Here is a 19,821-nt window from a genome sequence, read left to right as displayed (position 1 = left end):
ACGATGATGACTTCGACCCGAAGCAAGAAATTGACGCGTTCCCGGAAGGAAGCGATCGACTGTTACGTATTCATGAGTCCCGCCATTATCGGCCTGCTCGTGTTTACGCTGGGACCGATTCTCTTCTCCGCCTACATCTCGTTCACGGATTACGATATCTTGAGCACGCCGGTGTGGGTCGGCTTACAGAATTACGTAGAGCTGTTCCAAGATAAATTTTTCTGGCATTCGATGAAGATCACGTTCATCTACGCGGGCGTCAGCGTTCCGCTCGGCCTCGTCGTCGCCCTGCTGCTGGCGATGCTGCTGAACCAAACGCTCAAGGGCATTTATTTATTCCGCGTCATCTACTATTTGCCGGCGGTCATCTCCGGCGTCGCCGTCGCGCTGCTTTGGAAATGGGTGTTCAACCCGGAGTTCGGCTTGCTGAACTGGTTCCTCGGGCTGTTCGGCATCCAAGGTCCGGCCTGGATTTTCAGCGAGCAGTGGGCGCTGCCGTCGCTCATTCTCATGAGCCTCTGGAGCGTAGGGGGCAGCATGCTGATCTACCTGGCGGGACTCCAAGGCATCCCGACGGAGCTGTACGAGGCGGCGGAGATCGACGGCGCGAACCGGTTCCGCAAGTTTTTAAGCGTGACGATTCCGATGCTGTCGCCGGTCATCTTCTTCAACTTGGTCATGGGCATTATCGGTTCGATTCAGGTGTTCACGGAGGGCTACGTTATGACGGCGGGCGGTCCGAACAACTCGACGCTGTTCGCTGTGCTGTACTTGTATCGCCAAGCGTTCAACTACTTCTCTATGGGCTACGCGTCCGCGTTCGCCTGGGTGCTGTTCCTGGTCATTCTGCTGCTGACGCTGCTCGTCTTTCGTTCTTCGCCGATGTGGGTATTTTATGAAGAGCAGAAGGGCGGCAAGAAATCGAAGGCAAGGGGGAAAACGGCATGACGCTCTCCAGCAACCTATCGTCGAACGCGGGCGTCGCGCCGCGCCCCAAGATGGGGAAGCGGCTAAGCGATCGGCTGACGGCCGCGTTCTCGTACGCGCTGCTCATCGCCGGAGCGATCGTCATCCTCGCGCCGTTCGCGTGGATGATCTCGACGTCGCTGAAGCGGAAGATCGACGTGTACGTGTTCCCGCCGGAGTGGATCCCGGATCCGATTCAATGGGGCAATTACGCCGAGGCGCTGACGACGTTCCCTTTTCCGTTATATACGCTCAATTCTTTCACGATCGTCGTGTTCGTGCTCATAGGGACGTTGTTCTCCTGCTCGTTCTCGTCGTACGGCTTCGCCCGGCTGCGGGCGCCCGGCAAGGATTTGATCTTCCTCGTCCTGCTGTCCACGCTCATGCTGCCGGCGGCGGTGACGATGGTTCCGCTCTACTTGCTGTTCAACCGCCTCGGGTGGATCGATACGTTCCTCCCGCTGATCGTACCGTCGTTCTTCGGAAGCGCCTTCTTCATCTTCCTGATGAGACAGTTCTACATGGGCGTGCCGAAGGAGCTCGAGGACGCGGCCCGGATCGACGGCTGCAACGCGTATTCCACGTGGCTCCGCATCATGGTGCCGATGACGAAGCCGGTGCTCGCGACCGCCGCGGTGTTCTCGTTCATGTGGACGTGGAACGACTTCATGGGTCCGCTCATCTACTTGACGGACGAGAGCAAGCGGACGATCGCTCTCGGCTTGTCGTACTTCCAGGGCTCGGCTCGTTCGTCGCCGGAGCTGCATCTGCTGATGGCGGCGACGATTTATTCCATCATTCCATGCGTTCTCCTGTTTTTCGTCAGCCAGAAAGTGTTCGTCAAGGGGATCGTATTTACCGGAGTGAAAGGCTAATATCCTTAGGGAGGTCGAAGGAGAATGAAGAAGAACAAGACGATGTGGATGCTGCTCATCGTAGCGTCGATGCTGGTGACGTTCGTCGCGGGCTGCTCGCAGAGCGGCGGGTCGGGCGGATCGGGTTCCGGGGAAAAGGTGACGCTGCAGTTCATCCGTTGGTCGAACGGGCCGGCATTGGACGCGGAAGAGGAAGATAAGATCAAGCGGTTCAACGAGAGCCACCCGAACATCGAGGTACAGATGACGCTTCTCCCCTGGGACGAGACGTTCCGGAAGATCGAACTGTCGCTCGCCTCGAACAATCCGGTCGACCTGTTCTACTGGGACGTTCCGGCCTACGCTTGGTATAAGAAAGGGCTGTTCAAAAATCTTCAACCGTACTTCGACAAAGATATCGACATGAGCCAATACGACGCGAAGCTGTTCGAGCCGTTCAAGTTCGACGGGGAAAACATGTTCGTCGCGCCGGAAAACTACCAGACGTTGACGTTCTATTACAATAAGACGGCGTTCGACGCGGCCGGCCTCGACTACCCGAACGCCGATTGGACGTGGGAAGACGTCCTGGCCGCCGCGCAGAAGCTGACGATCGCCGAAGGCGGCAAGACGACGCAATACGGCTTCGACGCGACGGCGCTCGGCATCTGGTGGGCGTGGATGGCGCTCAGCTGGGCGCAGGGCGGCAGCATCGCCGCGGACGTGCACGAGCCGGAGGCGATTACGCTCGACACGCCGGAAACCCAAACCGCGCTGCAGTTCGTGCAGGACATGATCTATAAGCATAAAGTTTCGCCGGACGTCGCGACGAAGGACGCGAACGGCATGAACTTCCAAACCGGGAAGCTCGCGATGTACGTCGGCGGCGACTGGGATCTCGGCTCCCTGAAGGAAATCACGGACTTCGAGTGGGGCATGGCGCCGATTCCGAAATGGGGCGAAGGCCGCGCGACGCCGTACTTCATGGGCGGTTACGCGATGGCGGAGAAGACGAAGCATCCGGACGAAGCGTGGGAGTTCATCAAGTGGACGATGACGGAAAACCAAGAGACGCTCGCGAAGCAGCAATCCTGGATTCCGGTGCACAACCCGTCCCGCGACGAAGCGGAGCTGCCGGATTGGGTGCCGGAAGGCTACCGCGAAGCGCGCTTCGAATGGCTGAAGGACGGCCGGATCGGCGACATCTACCACCTCAAGTGGAGAGAAGCGACCGACAAGTTCATGACGCCGATGCAGGACGAAATTTTCATCAACGGCGGCGACGTCAAGGCGGCGCTCGCGAACGCGGAGAAGGAAATCAACGCACTGCTCCAGAGCGAATAGGGTTGTAAGAACTACAGCACGGAGAGGGGTTTGCGCGCATGGTCAAGACGAACGATATCGGCTTCGCGCTGCGCATCGACGGCTCGTACCGGAGCCCGGCGGCGCAGGGCATGTCGTTGACCGGCTCGCGCCAGACGAAGGAAGGAGGCCGCGTCGTCGACGCGGCCTTCTTCGTCGACGACGCGACCGGCGTGCAGGTGGAGCGCCGCACGATCCGGTACGACGGGACGAATCTGGCGGAGCAGCGGCTGATCGTAAGGAACGAAGGAACGCGGGCGGCGAGGATCGAGGCGATCGACACGATCGCGCTCGAGCTGCCGGTCCGCGATTACGAGACGATGCACTATACGAGCGGCTGGGGCATGGAGTTCGAGAACGTGCTCCGGACGCTGCCGCCGCACGGGCAGCCGTTCCGCCTGGAGACGCGCAAGGGGCGCTCTTCCGCGGACGTCCATCCGTGGGTCGCCCTCTTCGACCGCGCGAGCGGCCTCATCGTGACCGCGTCGGTCATGTGGTCCGGCAACTGGGCGCTGACGCTCGCGCCGAAGGGCGACGGCGCGATGCTGCTGACCGGCGGGTTGAACGATTGGGAGTTCTGGAAGGAGCTCGCGCCCGGCGAGTCGATGGAGAGTCCGGGCGTCGTCGTCGCATCCGCGGATACCGGGGATTTGAACGACGTCTCGATCCAGTACGCTCGCGTCGGACGGGAATACTGGTATCCGCGCAACGAGCTGTCGGCTTCGCTTCCCGCCGAGTGGAACCATTGGTGGAGCTACGAGGATAAGGCGATTAACGAAGAAGTGTTCCTAGCGAATGTGGAGAAGGCGGCGGCGATGGGGATCGACGTCTGCACGCTCGACGCCGGCTGGTTCGGTCCGACCGATCCGGATACGCATTGGTACGACTATCGGGGCGACTGGGATCTCGTCAATACGATCCGATTCCCGAACGGGCTGCGCGTCTTGTCCGACGCTTGCCATGAGCGCGGGATGAAGTTCGGCCTCTGGTGCGAGATCGAGGCGCTCGGGCGGCATGCGGAGCTGGCGCGTTCGCGGCCGGACTTCGTCGCGCTGCGGGACGGGGAGCCGCTCGGCTACGTCTGCTTCGCGAACCCGGCCGCGGCGGAGTGGGCGTTCGAGACGCTCGACCGGATCATTACGGAACATAACTGCGACTGGATCAAGTTGGACTATAACTTGGATCCGGGGGCGGGCTGCAATCGCACGGATCATGGGCATGGCGGCGGCGACGGCTTGTTCGAGCATATCGCCGCGTATTACCGGCTGCTCGAGCGGGTGCGGGCGAAGCATCCGCGCGTGCTGCTGGAGAGCTGCTCGTCGGGGGGGCTGCGCATCGACCTCGGGCTGATGCGGCAGACGCACGCGACGTTCCTGAGCGATCCGGACTGGCCGGAGCACGACCTGCAGCTGTTCTGGGGCGCGACGACGATGCTCGCGCCGAACGCCTGCCTGCATTGGGGGTACTGCGATTGGCTCGGCGAGCACCGCTACCAGAAGTTCGACCCCCGCGATCCGGCGTTGACGCGGGAGAAGCTCGATTACTACACGCATATTTCGATGCTCGGCGGGTTCGGCTTCTCGCAGAAGCTGCCCGACCTGCCCGACTGGGTGGCGGAGCGGTTCGCGTATCATATTCAGACGTATCGGGACGTCGTCGCGGATTTCGTGCGGAGCGCCGACGTCTACCGGCTGACGGATCAGCCGAAGCGGTTCGCCCGCGGCGAGCGGTGGGCCGCGTTCCAATACGCGATGCCGGGCGGGGAGGAGCATCTGCTGTTCGCGTTCCGGCTGCACGGTCCGCAAGGGAGGAAGTCGCGTTCGTTCGACCTTCGCGCCTTGGACGCTTCGGCGCGATACGCGGTGTCGCCGCTGGACGGCGGCGAGCCGGCGATTCGCACCGGCGCGGAGATGATGGAGGAAGGGCTGACGTTCGCCCTGAGGGAGGAAGAGAGCGCCTTGGTGCGCATTCGGAAGGAGGCCGTCGAAGGATGATCGCGCTTGTATACGAAGGCCCTCGCGTCATGACGCTTCGCGAGGTGGACGTTCCGTCGATCGGAGCCGACGAAGTGTTGGTCGAGGTGGCGTACTCGGGCATTTGCGGCTCGGAGTTGAGCGGGTATCTCGGGAAAAACAGTTTGCGGAAGCCGCCGCTCATTTTCGGCCACGAGTTTTCCGGACGCGTGGCGGCGCTCGGCGATCGGGCTTCCGCGATTCGGCCGACGCTTGCCGTCGGAACGCGCGTGACGGCGAATCCGCTCGTCTCGTGCGGCGCCTGCCGGTATTGCGCCGCCGGGAAGGAGCAGCTTTGCTTGGACCGCAAGCTGCTGAGCGCGGCGCTGCCCGGCAGCAACGCGACGTACGTCGCGGTACCGGCCCGGAACGTGTACGCGCTGCCGGATCATGTGACGCTCGAGCAAGGCGCGCTCGCCGAGCCGATCGCCTGCGCCGCGCGCGCCGTCGACCTCGGCGGCGTCGCGCCGGAGACGGACGCGCTCGTCGTCGGCATGGGCCCGATCGGCATCTTCACGCTGCAGGCGCTGAAGATTCGCGGCGCGCGGCGCATCCTCGTCGCCGACACGAACGCCGAGCGGCTTGCGTTCGCGCGATCCTTCGGCGCCGAGACGATCAACCCGCGCGAGATCGATACGGTAGAAGCGGTGAAGGCGTTGACGGACGGCGCGGGGGTCTCAGTCGCGATCGACGCGGTCGGCGCCGGCGCGACGCGTTGCGCCTGCGTTCACGCGGCCATGCCGGGCGGGGCGGTCGTCTTCGTCGGGCTGCACGAAGCGGATTCCTCGCTGCCGGTCAACCATATGGTGCGCAATGAAATCCGCGCGGTCGGCTCGTTCGCGTACGGGGTGTCGCACTTCGAGACGGCGCTCGACTGGCTCGCGTCCGGGAAGGCCGGCCTCGCATCCGGCCTCGCGAAGGCGCCGCTCGCGGACGGAGCGGCGTGGTACGAACGGCTGCTGAACGATCCCGGCGCCGTGTCGAAGGTGCTGTTGACGGTATCGGAGGAGGCGGCGGAATGAGCGGGGCGGCGACGGTATCGACGGATTGGTCGTATCGCGGCTTCCAGGCCGTCATCTTGGAGAACGATCTGCTGAAGGTCGTTCTTCTGCCGGGGCTCGGGGCGAAAATTTGGCAAATTACGCACAAGCCGACAGGCAAGGACCTCCTGTGGCAGCATCCGCGCATCGCGCCGCGGCCGATCGGGTTCGGGGCGTCGTACGACGATCACTTCTTCGGCGGCTGGGACGAATTGTTCCCGAACGACGTGCCCGAGACGCTCGGCGGCGAAGCGATGCCCGATCACGGCGAGATCTGGTCGCTGCCTTGGGAGTTCGAGGTTCGGCGAGACGAGGGCGAAGCGTCGGTGAAGCTCTGGGTGGAGACGCCGGTATCGGCTTGCCGGATGGAGAAGACGATCCGTCTGGCGGCGGGCGAAGCGAAGCTTCGCTTCTCGCACCGGCTGACGAATCTCGGCCGCGTCGAGCTGCCGTATTTATGGAAGCTGCATGCGGCGGTGAAGGCCGACGAGTATGGGCGGATCGACGTCGGCGCGCGGGACGCGTACATCGAAGACTTCGGCCCGCCGCGCACCGGGAAGACGGGCGCGTCGTACGCCTGGCCGTTCGCGACGGGAGAAGACGGCGTTCGGCACGATATGCGGCGCTGCTTGCCGGCCTCGTCCGGCGTCAACGAGTTTCAATATTTGACGGAGCTGAACGGGGGCTGGTGCGCGTACACGGACACCGCGTCCGGCGTCGGCCTCGGCCTCGCCTTCGATCCGGAGGCGTTCCGTTCGTGTTGGCTGTTCGCGACGTACGGCGGCTGGCGCGGCCTGTCCACCGTCGTGCTGGAGCCGTGCACCGGATATCCGATCTCGGTCGCGGACGGCGCGGCGGCGGGCACGCACCGGACCTTGGCTCCGGGGGAGACGTTCGCGACGGACGTGACGGCGGTCGTATACGCGGGAATGAAGGCCGTAAGCGGCATCGATCTCGAAGGCAACGTAGAGGGGGAAGCGAAGGAATGAAGCGATTCGAAGGAAAGTCCGTATTCGTCACGGGCGGGGCGACCGGGATCGGGTTCGCGACCGCCCTGCGGTTTATGGAGGAGGGCGCGGCGGTCGCGATCATGGGACGCCGCGCGGACGCGCTCGAGAAGGCGATCGCGGAGCTGCGCGCCCGCGCGCCCGGCGGCCGGGCGATGTTCGTGCAGGGCGACGTGTCGAAGGAGGAGGACGTCGTCCGCTGCATCGGCTCGGTCGTCGACGCCTTCGGCGGCGTCGACGTGCTCGTCAACAACGCGGCGATGTCGACGTCGGTCGACTTCGTACAAGCGGAGACGTCGGAGTGGAAGCCGGTGTTCGACGTCATCGCCTTCGGCACGTATTGCTGCACGCGTACCGTCGCGCGACATATGATCGAGCGCGGCTTCGGCGGCGCGATCGTGAACGTGTCGTCGATCAACGCGTACCGGGCGCTGCCGCTGTCGAGCCACTATAACGCGGCGAAGGGCGCAACCGATCAGCTGACGCGCTGCACGGCCGTCGAGCTCGCCTCGCACGGCATTCGCGTGAACGCGGTCAATCCCGGCTTTGTCGACACGCCGATGTCGATCGTCGACGGCGAGAACGAGCTCGACACGGAATGGTTCAAGGACATCTACGTCGAAAGACGCAAAATCCCCCAAGCGAGAGCCGGGGGACCCGAAGAAATCGCATCCGTCGTAGCGTTCCTTGCGTCCGAGGACGCGTCGTATATTTGCGGCGCGACGATTCCCGTCGACGGCGGGCTGTCGGTGACGTTCTAGCTTATTCCGCCGGCGGCCGGCGCCAAGCCTTCCGATAAAACGTCGGCGAACAGCCCTCGTGCTGCAGGAAGGTGTGCAGGAACGCGTTGTAGCTGCCGAAGCCGGCCGCCTCCGCCGCCTCGGCGACGGACAGGTCGGTATGCAGCAGCGCGCGCTTCGCGTGGCCGAGCCGAATTTTCGTTAGAAATTCCTTCGGCGACGAGCCGTAATACCGCTTGAACTGGCGGATGAAATGATAATAACTGAGCCCCGCCACCCGAGCGGCGCCGTGAATGTCGGCGTCCGCTTCCGCGTACCGCTCCTCCAAGTAACGCCGCCCGCTGTCGAGCGCAGGCGGCGCCGCGGCGCCGCGCTCGGCGGGAGCCGTCCGGTCCGCCGAGAGCGCCTCCATCAGCAGCTCGTAGAGCAGGCCGGAGACGTACGGCTCTCGCTCGAGCGCGCCTCGCGCCATCTCCTCCAGCACGAGCAGCAGCAGCGCCGCGTACCGCGGCTCCTTCTCCCCTCCGGCGGGCAGCGCCACGCAGGGCGCCTCGAACCACGCTCCCCACTGCTTATCGAGATCCGTTCCTTGGAAGACGACGTAGCGCATCTCGTACGGATCGCTCGGATCGGCGCGGAACGCATGCGGCAGCCGCATGTCGTAGACGACGCCGTCGCCCGGTCCCAGCTCGTATTCCGTCTCGCCGTACCGGAACGACCCGCGCCCCTTCGTAATGTAGATCATCTCGAACGCGTGGTAGCGGTCTCTCTCCAACGCGAACGTCGGCGCCGTCTGTTCGACGCCGCCGATGAGGGCGAAGTATAGCCTCGAGCGGGCGAACCCGCTCGGCGAGGCGATGTACTGGACGTTGCCGGACGGAATCACGGCTTGGCGGCCGGAACCGGCTCCGGTCGTTCCTCGAACGCTTTCGGATCGGCGACCCAAGGGGTGACGCCGAGCAGCATTTTCCGAAGATTCGTCGTCGCCTTGGCTCGCAGCTCCTCGCTTGCCTCGTACCCCGGCCACGTGCGGACGAAGGACGCTCCGTAGTTGTAGATGAGCGAGCGGCGCGTCGTGTCCGAATAGTTGTTGAGCGCGGAGTGATACGTGTACCCGTTGAACAGCACGGCCGTCCCCTTCTTCACCGTCATCCGGACGTGCCCCGGCATATCTTCCTGCTTCTCGACCCTCGGCAGCCGTTCGTTCGGCAGATGGTTGCTGCCGGGCAGGAAGGCGAGGCAGCCGCCGTCGTCCGCGACGTCGGACAAGAAATAAAACACCTTCACCATGAACGGAATTTCCCGTTCGTTCACGAACAGCTTATTGCCCGTATCGCGGTGCCAATTCGTATGCGCTTCGCGTTTCGGCGGCTTCAGCATCGCGTCGTTGTCGATCATGACGAACCGGTCGCCGATGACGTCGCGCATGACGGCCATCATCTTCGGATGCTCCATCAGCTCAAGGAAAGCGTCGCCGTAGTCGATAATGCCGCAAATTTGCTCGACATGATTCAGCTGGCCGTGCTCCGGATTGCCCCCGCCGTTCGACCGCCAGCGCTCGAACGCATCGTCGGTCTCGGCGTTGTAGCGGTCGACCTCTTCCGGGGACAAGAAGCCGTCCAGCACCAAATATCCGTCCCGGTTCCACGCGATATATTGCTCCTCCGTTAATCCGTGAAGTTTCATGCCGATCGACCTCCATAACGTTGATATATCTTGATTTTACCGGATGATATCGGTTTCATAAAGAGGTAAAGTTGCTCGATTCACACTAAAAGTTGCTGTTCTAGTGAGCTTTGTCACAGGCAGTCGGGCACCGTTGTGCGGATTCGAAAAACGCGCAATCATGCGTGCGGGGGACCAATTCCGAGCGAACGGGAGAAAAGAGGGCATTTTCCCAATATAACTGAATTATCTGAATATTTACATAACTTACCGGCGGGCGTATGATAAAGACATGAAACGGACAAGCCGCCGGCCGCAAACCTCTCGGCTCTCCGAATCGATATTACTCAGCTTCAGGCGATGAACCCGGATGAACGCAGCGGACGTTATTGCACGACTTGCGTCGCAGCGGATCCGACCGAATGACGAACGCCTGAACTGATTAATATACCATCCTTGACGAAGGGAGAATCATCCGATGACGCAGCGTTAGGCGAAGCATGTCAGCACGCCTCCCGGCATGCGGGTATACGAAGGAAGTCGAAACGTACGGAATCTGGAACGTATGTTAGCGCGTGGGTTCATGCCAAGCATGCGTGAAGTCGATCGGGAAAATGTGCATGCGGTGCATGTATCGGAGGGTTGACGAATACAAGTGAATAGCGAGTGCGAAAAGTAGCCCCGTTGGAGACGCCGTAGCGATCTCGAACGGGGCTGATTTGCGTTTGCGGGGAGAGGGCGGGAAGGCTTTATTCCGGCTTATTTTTTCGAATATGATTCAACTCGTTCTTCAGGTTTCTTAGAAACAGTAGATTTTCATTTAGCAATGCTCTGTTGTTTCTTAACTTTCGTCGATTGCTAATAAGCAGATGGACTGCATGTTGTTGCGCTGCGGTTAACTCTAGAGCTCTTTTTTGCAGATGTTCGAGTCGTTTTCGATCGGCCATGGCAGGCGACCTCCCCCCTAAGATCGAAGGGAAGATCTCCTTGCAAGCATAGCATAGTTTTTTGAAGCGGTCCCCGTTTTCTTATATAGTGAAGAAGAATGTACTTAGGAATGGGGAATCGTTCTGCAACAGTCGCAATCATCGCCAGAGCAGCTGACTAGGAATTATTATTTATTGCTCGCCGTCGTCTTCGTCGGTTATTTGATTTTCGGAATTTCGGAAAATATGAAAGGGCCCGCGCTGCCCCGCATGCAAGAGGATTTCCGCCTCGAGGAGTGGCAACTGGGCCTTCTGCTCGCATTTAACTCGCTCGGCTTCCTGCTCGCCTGCTCGTTCGCGGGGCGCGTCGTGCAGACGATCGGCCTGCGGACCGCCTGCCTGCTGACGTTCGGCTTTATGGCCGCGTCCGGCTGGCTGATCGGTTCGGCGCAAGGGTTCGTGCCGTTCGCCGGGGCGTTTTTCTTCTTTTACGTATGGAACGGGCTGCTCGAGATCGCGTTGGCGGTGCTGAGCGCCCGCTTATTCACGAAAAACACGGGGTTCATGATGAACCTCTCGCATTTCTTCTACGGCCTCAGCTCGACGGGGGCGCCGCTCGCGGCGACCGGCATGATGGCTTGGAGCGTCGGCGGCGAGGCGCTCGGTTGGCGCGGCATGTACACCGTCTTGCTGCTGACTTGCGCGCTGCCGATGCTGCCCGCGCTGCTCGCGAAGTTCCCGAAGGAGTCCGCGGCTCAGGCGGAAGCACGCGTTACGTGGCGGAGCTTTATGCGAGACAAGGTCGCGTGGTGCGTCGTCGTGCTGCTCGCCTTCGGCGTGACGGCGGAGCTCGCGGTCGGCGGCTGGCTCGTCAACTTCCTCGAGAAATCGTACGGCTGGGACACCGTGCGCGCTTCCGGCATGCTCTCGGCGTTCTTCTTCTGCTTCACGATCGCGCGTCTCGTGCTCGGCCCGCTGACGGACCGGTTCGGCTTCGTGAAATCGATCGTCCTGTTCGCCGGCTTCTCCGGCGCGTGCACCTGCGCCGGCATCCTGCTCGGCGAGCCGGGGGCGGCGCTGCTGGCGCTCGCCGGCGCGGGCATCGCTCCGGTCTACCCGACGGTGATGGCGTTCCTCGCGAAGCGGTACCCGCACGGAACGGACGCCGCGATCACGTTCACGGTGACGACGATCGGCATTCTCGGCATCGTCGGGAACTTCTTGATCGGCGCCGCGACCGACGCCCTCGGCTATCGCGCCGGTTATTCGCTCATCGGCCTCAGCGCGCTGGGCTGCGCCGCGGCGGGCGTCGTGCTCTATCGTTGGCTTCATAAAGAAGGACGGGTGATATAATTGGAACGAAACGTATCGGACATTCTGGAGGAGATGCGGCACGAGCTGAAGCGGGACCGGCGGCTCCGCGTCGGCGAGCTGTTGGAAGCGTTGCGGGATAAGGGGCCATTCTTCATTCTTATGGTGCTGTCCGTACCGTTCCTTCAACCGATCGCGCTGCCGGGCGTGAGCACGCCGTTCGGCTTCGTTCTCGCGCTCCTCGCCATCGGCATACTGATCGGGCAAGATCTTCCAATGCCGGGATGGATTCGGCGCTACGCGCTGCCGCAGAGGGGCGTCTCGCTGCTGTTCCGCGGCGCGGTCGCGCTGTTCCGCCGCCTCGAGCGCTGGTCGAAGCCCCGGCGGATGCCGGCGCTGACGGCGTCGGACGGCGCGCTGAAGGGCCATGCGCTGCTGATGTTGGTCAGCTCGGTGCTGCTCATGCTGCCGCTGCCGATCCCGTTCTCCAACTCGCTGCCGGCGTACGTCGTCGCCTTCGTGGCGCTCGGCTATTTGCTGCGGGACGGGGCGTTGTTTTTGCTGGCGTACGTCTTCGCGCTGCTTACCGGGGCGTACTTCGCCTTGATCGCGGTCGTCGGCATCGAAGGGTTACAGCTGCTGACGCGGAAGGCGTGGGGCGGTTGAGGCGGGGCGCCGCGGGGGTGGCGGCGCTGGCGCTCGCGCTTGCGGCGGCGGGCTGCTCGGACGCGAGCGCGCCGCCGTCGTCGGAGTCGGGCGCGCCGGCTGCGGGGGAGCCGAGGGCTGAGGAGCCTGCGCCGGAGCCGGTGGGGCCGGGGGCGGCAGCGGGTCCGGGGGCGGTGGAGCCGGAGTCTACGGAGCCGGAGCCCGAGCCGATGCCGGAGCGGACGACGTACGAGATCGAAGCGACGTTCGATCCGGCGTCGCGCCGTCTGACGGGGACGACCGTCGCGCTCGCCCGCAACGACGCCGCCGTCGCGACGTCCGAGGCGAGGTGGACCGCCTACCTGAACGCGTTCTCCGCCGAGGCGATCCGCACGCGCGACCCGGTGCTGCCGGAGCACCGCAAGCGCGCGTACGCCGCCGCGGCGCCGGACGCCCTCGACGGGCGGCTGGAGGCGGTCCGCGCGAGCGTCGACGGCGCGCCCGCGGCCGTCGAGCGGCGCGGGCAGACGATCGCCGTCGCGCTGCCGGAGCCGTGGGCGCCGGGCGAATGGCGGCGGATCGAGCTCGCGTGGGAGGCGACGCTGCCCGCCGTGCATCACCGCTTCGGCGCCGCAGACGACGCGTATTGGTTCGGCAACGCGCTGCCGATTCTCGCCGCGTTCGACGGCGAATGGCGCGACTACGCGTATGAGCCGGTCGGCGACCCGTTCTATTCGACGGTCGCGGATTTCCGCGTGCGCTTGACGGCGCCGCGCGAATACGACGTCGTCGCGACCGGCGACGAGACGGTTGCGCCCGCGTCCGCGTCCGCCGCCGACGGCTGGGCGACGACGACGGTCGACGCGCCGCTCGCGCGCGACTTCGCGTTCGCGCTCGGCGCGGGCTATCGCGTCGCCGAAGCGTCGACGGCGCGCGGCGCGCGCGTGTTCGTCCACTTCCGGCATGCGTCGGAAGCGCGGGCGGCGGCCGCAGCCGAAGCCGCCGCGGGCATCGCGGACCTGCTGGAAGGCTGGGTGGGGGCGTATCCGTATGGGGAGATGGACATTTTCGAAAACGAAATGTTCGTCACCGGCATGGAATACCCCGGCCTCGCCTTCGTCCGCGCCGATCGGCTGAACGATCCGGACGGCGTCGAGACGGTGGCGCACGAAGTCGCGCATCAGTGGTTTTACAACGTGATCGGCAACGATCAAGTGCGCGAGCCGTGGCTCGACGAGGGCTTCGCGACGTACGCGACGGACGTCTATCTGCTCGGCGACCGGCTGGACGCGGTGTACGCGGAGCGGCTGCGCACGCTGCGGAAGGGAGCGGCGGTCGGGGACGTCCGGACGTACGACAGCTGGTCGGCGTACTGGAACGGCAATTACCGCAAGGGCGCCCTGCTGCTCCATGCGCTGCGCGGCGAGCTCGGGGAGGAAGGGTTCGATCGCTTCTTGAAGGCGTATTACGAGGAGTTCCGATTCGGAGTCGTCACGACCGAATCGTTCGCCGCGGCGGCGGAGCGCGTGCGGGGGGAGCCGATGGATGCGTTCTTCGACCGGTGGCTACCCTAGCGGGGCGTCGTAGGAGTTTCATAGGAAAAATCCGGTTGGTGGCGCGAGAGTTTTTCGGTAAGATAGGGACAGACGGAACATTTTGCTGCGTCGACCGATTATGGGGAAGTCGGGAAGCGACCGGTCGAGCGGGATAAGCGCGAATTCGCGCTTACAGCCGCCGGCGGAGGGCCGCGCGGGCGAAATAAGCGCAGATTTGCGCTACAGCCGCCGGCGGGGGGCCGCACGGGCGAAATAAGCGCGAATTCGAGCTTACAGCCGCCGGCGGGGAGCCGCACGGGCGAAATAAGCGCGAATTCGCGCTTACAGCCGCCGGCGGAGGGCCGCGCGAGCAAGATAAGCGTATATGTGCGCTTACAGCCGCCGGCGGGGGGCCGCACGGGCGAGATAAGCGCATATGTGCGCTTACAGCCGCCGGCGGAGGGCCGCGCGGGCGAAATAAGCGCAGATTTGCGCTTACAGCCGCCGGCGGAGGGCCGCGCGAGCGAGATAAGCGCAGATTTGCGCTTACAGACGCCGGCGGGGGGCCGCACGGGCGAAATAAGCGCGAATTCGCGCTTACAGCCGCCGGCGGGGGGCCGCACGGGCGAAATAAGCGCGAATTCGCGCTTACAGCCGCCGGCGGGCGGCCGCACGGGCGAGATAAGCGCGAATTCGCGCTTATCGCCGCCGGCGGGGGGCCGCACGGGCGAAATAAGCGCGAATTCGCGCTTACAGCCGCCGGCGGGGGGCCGCACGGGCGAAATAAGCGCGAATTCGCGCTTACAGCCGCCGGCGGGCGGCCGCCCGGCGCTTGCGCCTGCTCGGAAGCGCTCACAGGCGCGAGCCGACGGACACGCTTCGTCGTTCCCGCCGCCGCCGCCGCCGCCCCCGCGCCCGCATCGGTCCGTCGCAGCACAAAACAAAGGAGCGAATCCACATGAGCAGCATTACCTCTAAGCCGTTCGGAACGACCGAAGACGGCAAGCCGATTCGACTGTACACATTTACGAACGCGGCGGGCATGTCCGCGGACGTCTCCGACCTCGGCGGCGTCATCGTCGCGCTGCGGACGCCGGACCGCGACGGAGCGTTCGCCGACATTACGCTCGGCTACGAGACGGCGGAGCCGTACCTGCGCAAGGGACCGTACTTCGGCGCGCTGATCGGCCGCTTCGCGAACCGCCTCGAGGGAGCCGCGTTCGAGCTGAACGGCGCCGAGTACGCGCTTGCGAAAAACGACGGCGACAACACGCTGCACGGCGGCCGCGAGGGCTTCGACAAGAAGCTATGGGACGCCGAGATCGTCGAAGCGCCGAACGGCGCCGGACAGGCGCTGCGGTTGACGTACGTCAGCCCGGACGGCGAAGAGGGCTACCCGGGCACGCTGCGCGCGACCGTCACCTATTCGCTGACCGACGACAACGAGCTCGTGCTGGACTACGAAGCGGTCACCGATCGGGATACGATCGTCAACCTGACCAACCACGCGTACTTCAACTTGGCCGGACATGCGGCCGGCGACATCGGCGGCCACGTCCTGACGATCGACGCGGACAAGTTCACCCCGGTGAACGCCGCCTGCGTGCCGACGGGCGAAATCCGCGAGGTCGACGGCACGCCGTTCGATTTCCGAAAGCCGACCCCGATCGGACCGGGGCTCGCGAAGACGGACGACGAACAAATCCGCAACGGCGGCGGCTACGACCACAACTTCGTGCTGAACGTCGGCGGCGAGAAGCTCGAGAAGTTCGCGGAAGTGTACGAGCCAACGACCGGCCGCGTCATGGAGGCGTTCACGACGAAGCCGGGCGTGCAGTTCTACTCCGGCAACTTCCTGAACGGCTCCGAGATCGGCAAGGGCGGCGCGGCGTACGGGAAGCGCTCCGGGCTGTGCCTCGAGACGCAATATTTTCCGAACAGCATGAAGCATAAGAACTTCCCGTCGCCGATTTTGCGGCCGGGCGAGACGTATAAGCATACGACGTCGTACAAGTTTTCGGCGCGATAAGCGCGCGAACGTCCATAGGCTGTCCTCTATCAATGATAGAGGGCGGCCTATTTTTTCGTTTTCGTAGAGTTTGCCGTGCCTTCCCGCCGTCCCGGACATACCTTAGTGGTGACGAGGGAGGGGGAACCATTGGGGAATCGCGGATTGAAAATTGCCTTAATTTGTACGGAGAAACTGCCCGTTCCGCCGATTCGCGGCGGAGCGATCCAAATTTTGATCGACGGCGTGCTGCCGTTTCTCGGCCGGAAGCATCGGGTAACGGTGTATTGCCCCGACGATCCGGAGCTGCCGCCGCGCGAGACGAAGCTAGGCATCGATTACGTGCGTCTGCCGCGAGACAACTATGTGCAGCACGTCGGCAAGGCGCTCCAGGAAGCGAGGAAAGCCGGGAAAAGGTACGACGTCGTGCACGTGTTCAACCGGCCTAAGGATTTGCTAGTCTACGAGGCTGCGATGCCCGAAAGCCGATTCGTCGTCAGCTTGCACAACGAGATGTACCGCGAACACAAAATATCCGAAGAAGACGGCCTTCGGTCGATCCGGAAGGCGAAGCGCATCATGTGCATCAGCGATTATATCGGCAAGACGATCGTTTCCAGGTTTCCCTCGGCGAAGGGCAAGCTCCGGACCGTCTATTCCGGCATCGACTTGAACCAGTATAAGCCGATCTGGTCCAAGCGGGCGCAGGCCGCCAGAGCCGAGCTCCGGAAAACCTACAACGTCGAGGGCAAGAAGGTCGTCTTGTTCGTCGGCAGACTCAGCGCCGTGAAAGGCCCGGACGTTCTGGTGCAGGCGATGGAACATGTCGTTCGGGAAATTCCGAACGCGGTGTTAGTCATCGTGGGGGCGAAGTCGTTCCAAGAACAGATGAGCAAGTACATGCTGCAGCTTCGGGAAATCGCGGAGCCGATGATGAAGCATCTCCGATTTACGGGGTTCGTAGAGCCGAAGCGATTGCCTTCCATTTTCCTCATGGGGGACGTGTTCGTCTGCAGCTCGCAGTGGGAGGAGCCGCTGGCCCGGGTGCACTACGAGGCGATGGGCGCGGGGCTTCCGATCATCACGACGGATCGAGGCGGCAACGCGGAGATCGTCAATCACCGGAGGAACGGACTCGTAATAGAGGACTACAGCAATCCGAAAGCGTTCGCGGACGCGATTCTTTACATGTTGCGCAACAAGAAGGAAGCGGAGCGGATGGCGAAGGCGGGCCGCGAGCTCGCGGAGCGCAATCACGGGTTCGAGCATGTGGCGAAGCGGCTGGAGCGTCTGTACGAGGAGGCTATGGGAGCCGAGCGGAAATAACGTATGGAAGGGGGCATCGCATGAAGCGCACGGTTGGAAAAGGGGAGGCGGGCCGCTCGCGGCCGCGTCGGACGGACCGGCGGCGCCCGGCGATCCGCGCGGACCGGTCGGACCGGGAGGATCGCGCGGAACGCACGAATCGCACGAATCGCCCCGCAAGCGGCGATCGCGCGGACGGCGCCGACCGGGCTTACGCCGAGCTCGTTTCGAAGGTGATGGCTCATTATCCCGGCAAAGTCCGAAGCATTCGGCTGCTGTCGGACAAAGGGAAGAAGGCGGTCTGGTCGGTGAGCACGGACCGAGGGGAACGCATCGTGAAGAAGGTTCCGTTCGGCGACCGGGACATCGATTTCATGGCGTATGCCGTCGACTATATGCGCAAGAGGGGGCTGCGTACGCCGGCCGTCATTCGCACGACGGACGGTAAGAACTTCGTCGCGTTGAACGAGGACCGGTACGTCGTGTTCGAAGCGGTGCGCGGCCGAACGCCCGACTACGAGCGTAAAGAAGAGCTGCGGCTGATTATGCGGGGCATGGCGCAATTCCATAAAGCTTCGCAAGGCATCGCGTCGCCGACGAGATATTATCCGTCTCTTCTGCTATACGTCTGGGAAACGCGGAAACGCGCGAACATCGAACGGCTGACGGCCTGGAAAGCGGCGGCGGCGGCCAAGAAGAAGCCGACCGAGTTCGATCGGTTGTTTCTGCGGCATGCGGATCCGTTCCTGAAGCAGGCGGAGGAGTCGATCGCGCTGCTGAAGCGCGCCGACTTCGCGGCGTGGGCGGAGGAGCTTCGAACGAACAAGTCGCTCTGCCACCAAGACTTCGCCGCCGGGAACCTCGCGATCGGGGACGACGGGCAGCTGTACGTGTTCGACATGGACGCGCTGACGGTGGACGCGCCGATTCGCGACATTCGGAAAATCTTGAACAAGGTCATGAAGAAGGGAGTCTGGGATCTCGAGCGGATGGTGGCGATGCTGAAGGCGTATCAGGAGGTAAACCCGCTGACGGCGAAGCAATACCGCGCGCTGGTCGCGGAGATGTCGTTCCCTCATCTGGTGTATGGACAGGCGTCTAAATATTACAAGAGGCGCGAGAAATCGGGGTGGACGGAGGAGAAGCACCTGGAGAAGCTTCGGGACATGATCGCCACGGAGCGGAGCAAGGGGAAGGTGCTTCAGGCGTTCCTCGGCCGGATCGACGAGGTGATCGCGCATGGAAGAAAGAGGTGAGGCGCATGGCGCGAAGATCGCTCCATATCGCAATGATTTGTACGGAGCGGCTGCCCGTTCCGCCGATCCGCGGCGGCGCGATCCAAATTTTGATCGGAGGGGCGCTTCCGCATTTGGCGAAGCGGCATCGGGTAACCGTCTATTGCGTCGCCGATCCGGAATTGCCGGATCGCGAGGTCGCGGGAAGGGTCGCGTTCGAGCGCGTACCGAAGGATCGGTACGTGTATAACGTGGCCGTTAAGCTGGAAGAGGCCCGCAAGGCCGGATTGATTTACGATGTCGTGCATGTGTTCAACCGTCCGGCCCATGTATTGATCTATAAATCGGCGATGCCGGAAAGCCGTTTCGTCGTAAGCCTTCATAACGAGATGTTCCGAGAAGGGAAAATTTCCGAGGAAATGGGCCGTCTTTCCGTTCGCGCGATCGACAGGATCATGAGCATCAGCGATTATATCGGGGATACGATCGTTACCCGGTTCCCCGCCGCGGCGGGCAAGCTGCGGACGGTGTATTCCGCCGTCGACCTTCAACGGTACGCGCCGGTATGGACGGAGGAGGGACAGCGGATTCGAACCGAGCTTCGGAGGCAGTACGGTCTCGAAGGGAAGAAGGTCGTCCTGTATGTCGGGCGGCTCAGCGCGGTGAAGGGACCGGACGTGCTGATCCAAGCGATGGAGCGCGTCTTTCGGAGCGATCCGGAGGCGGTGCTGCTCATCGTCGGCAGCAAGTGGTTTTCCGACGATACGCTCGACGATTTCGGCGAACGGCTTCGCCGGTCGGCGGAGGCGTTCGGGGACCGCATCGTGTTCACGGGCTTCCTTCCGCCGAGCCGGGTACCCGACGCCTTCCTCGCCGGCGACGTCTTCGTGTGCAGCTCGCAGTGGCAGGAGCCGCTCGCGAGGGTGCATTACGAAGCGATGGCGGCGGGGCTGCCGATCGTAACGACGAACCGGGGCGGCAATAGCGAGATCGTCCGGCACGGCGTCAACGGGTTGGTCATCGACGACTACGCCAACCCGGACGCGTTCGCGGACGCGATTCTCCGCTTGTTCGGCGATCCGGAGGAAGCGGAACGGATGGCGCGGGCGGGCCGCGCGTTCGTCGAAAGAAATCATGGATTCGAGCACGCGGCGCGCCGCCTCGAGCTGCTGTACATGGCCGCCGTGAACCGCAAGAAAATAGAGTAGAA

At 63.5% G+C, this 19,821-nt stretch carries 16 protein-coding genes; 14 read left to right on the top strand and 2 right to left on the bottom strand.

Going from position 1 to position 19,821, the window contains the following annotated elements:
- The first annotated feature begins 3 nt into the window (after nt 1-3).
- The 7 genes from FE782_RS01270 to FE782_RS01240 are packed head-to-tail and all read left to right on the top strand — an operon-like array spanning nt 4 to nt 8,002.
- Nucleotides 4-948 carry a carbohydrate ABC transporter permease gene (locus FE782_RS01270; RefSeq protein ID WP_138191696.1) on the top strand — a complete coding sequence of 315 codons (945 nt, stop codon included), beginning with the start codon at nt 4-6 and terminating at the stop codon, nt 946-948.
- Nucleotides 945-1,841, top strand: coding sequence for a carbohydrate ABC transporter permease (locus FE782_RS01265; protein ID WP_138191694.1), 897 nt, complete (start codon nt 945-947; stop codon nt 1,839-1,841). Before FE782_RS01270 ends, FE782_RS01265 begins: the two co-directional genes overlap by 4 nt.
- Before the next feature lie 24 nt (nt 1,842-1,865).
- Nucleotides 1,866-3,164: an ABC transporter substrate-binding protein gene (locus FE782_RS01260; protein WP_138191692.1), complete on the top strand. Its 1,299-nt coding sequence runs from the start codon at nt 1,866-1,868 to the stop codon at nt 3,162-3,164.
- A gap of 38 nt (nt 3,165-3,202) precedes the next feature.
- Nucleotides 3,203-5,176, top strand: coding sequence for an alpha-galactosidase (locus FE782_RS01255; protein WP_138191690.1), 1,974 nt, complete (start codon nt 3,203-3,205; stop codon nt 5,174-5,176).
- Nucleotides 5,173-6,216 carry a zinc-dependent alcohol dehydrogenase gene (locus FE782_RS01250; RefSeq protein WP_138191688.1) on the top strand — a complete coding sequence of 348 codons (1,044 nt, stop codon included), beginning with the start codon at nt 5,173-5,175 and terminating at the stop codon, nt 6,214-6,216. Before FE782_RS01255 ends, FE782_RS01250 begins: the two co-directional genes overlap by 4 nt.
- A complete protein-coding gene (locus FE782_RS01245) occupies nt 6,213-7,223 on the top strand; it encodes a DUF5107 domain-containing protein (protein WP_138191686.1) in 1,011 nt (336 codons plus the stop codon). The genes FE782_RS01250 and FE782_RS01245 overlap by 4 nt, the downstream gene beginning before the upstream one ends.
- A complete protein-coding gene (locus FE782_RS01240; protein ID WP_138191684.1) occupies nt 7,220-8,002 on the top strand; it encodes an SDR family NAD(P)-dependent oxidoreductase in 783 nt (260 codons plus the stop codon). The genes FE782_RS01245 and FE782_RS01240 overlap by 4 nt, the downstream gene beginning before the upstream one ends.
- Before the next feature lies 1 nt (nt 8,003).
- On the opposite strand, the gene FE782_RS01235 is transcribed toward FE782_RS01240, so the two are convergent.
- Together FE782_RS01235 and FE782_RS01230 are read right to left on the bottom strand one after the other, a co-directional pair.
- The gene (locus FE782_RS01235) at nt 8,004-8,927 is read right to left on the bottom strand and encodes an AraC family transcriptional regulator (protein ID WP_158299197.1); all 924 of its coding nucleotides are present in this window, start codon (nt 8,925-8,927) and stop codon (nt 8,004-8,006) included.
- Complete coding sequence (locus FE782_RS01230; RefSeq protein WP_138191680.1) at nt 8,864-9,667, bottom strand: phytanoyl-CoA dioxygenase family protein; 804 nt, start codon at nt 9,665-9,667, stop codon at nt 8,864-8,866. Before FE782_RS01230 ends, FE782_RS01235 begins: the two co-directional genes overlap by 64 nt.
- Nucleotides 9,668-10,767: 1,100 nt before the next feature.
- Between FE782_RS01230 and FE782_RS01225 the strand changes: the two genes are divergently transcribed.
- From FE782_RS01225 to FE782_RS01195, 7 genes are all read left to right on the top strand, one after another.
- Entirely contained in the window at nt 10,768-11,925 is a 1,158-nt protein-coding gene (locus FE782_RS01225) for an MFS transporter (RefSeq protein ID WP_238392293.1), read from the top strand.
- Nucleotides 11,926-12,549, top strand: a complete 624-nt coding sequence (locus tag FE782_RS01220; RefSeq protein WP_138191676.1) for an exopolysaccharide biosynthesis protein — start codon at nt 11,926-11,928, stop codon at nt 12,547-12,549.
- Nucleotides 12,546-14,102 carry a M1 family metallopeptidase gene (locus FE782_RS01215; RefSeq protein ID WP_138191674.1) on the top strand — a complete coding sequence of 519 codons (1,557 nt, stop codon included), beginning with the start codon at nt 12,546-12,548 and terminating at the stop codon, nt 14,100-14,102. Before FE782_RS01220 ends, FE782_RS01215 begins: the two co-directional genes overlap by 4 nt.
- Nucleotides 14,103-15,021: 919 nt before the next feature.
- Nucleotides 15,022-16,092 (top strand): aldose epimerase family protein, encoded by a 1,071-nt coding sequence (locus FE782_RS01210; protein ID WP_138191672.1) that lies wholly within the window; start codon nt 15,022-15,024, stop codon nt 16,090-16,092.
- A 129-nt stretch (nt 16,093-16,221) separates the two neighbouring features.
- Nucleotides 16,222-17,397 carry a glycosyltransferase family 4 protein gene (locus tag FE782_RS01205; protein ID WP_238392292.1) on the top strand — a complete coding sequence of 392 codons (1,176 nt, stop codon included), beginning with the start codon at nt 16,222-16,224 and terminating at the stop codon, nt 17,395-17,397.
- Between the two features lie 20 nt (nt 17,398-17,417).
- A complete protein-coding gene (locus tag FE782_RS01200; protein ID WP_138191670.1) occupies nt 17,418-18,632 on the top strand; it encodes a CotS family spore coat protein in 1,215 nt (404 codons plus the stop codon).
- A gap of 5 nt (nt 18,633-18,637) precedes the next feature.
- Nucleotides 18,638-19,819, top strand: coding sequence for a glycosyltransferase family 4 protein (locus FE782_RS01195; RefSeq protein ID WP_138191668.1), 1,182 nt, complete (start codon nt 18,638-18,640; stop codon nt 19,817-19,819).
- Nucleotides 19,820-19,821: the final 2 nt, after the last annotated feature.

Origin of the sequence: Paenibacillus antri (genome assembly GCF_005765165.1) — a bacterium.
Classification (GTDB): Bacteria; Bacillota; Bacilli; order Paenibacillales; family YIM-B00363; genus Paenibacillus_AE; species Paenibacillus_AE antri.
The sequence above is the reverse complement of the archived record's forward strand: the minus strand, read 5'-3'. Positions and strand labels throughout refer to the sequence as shown.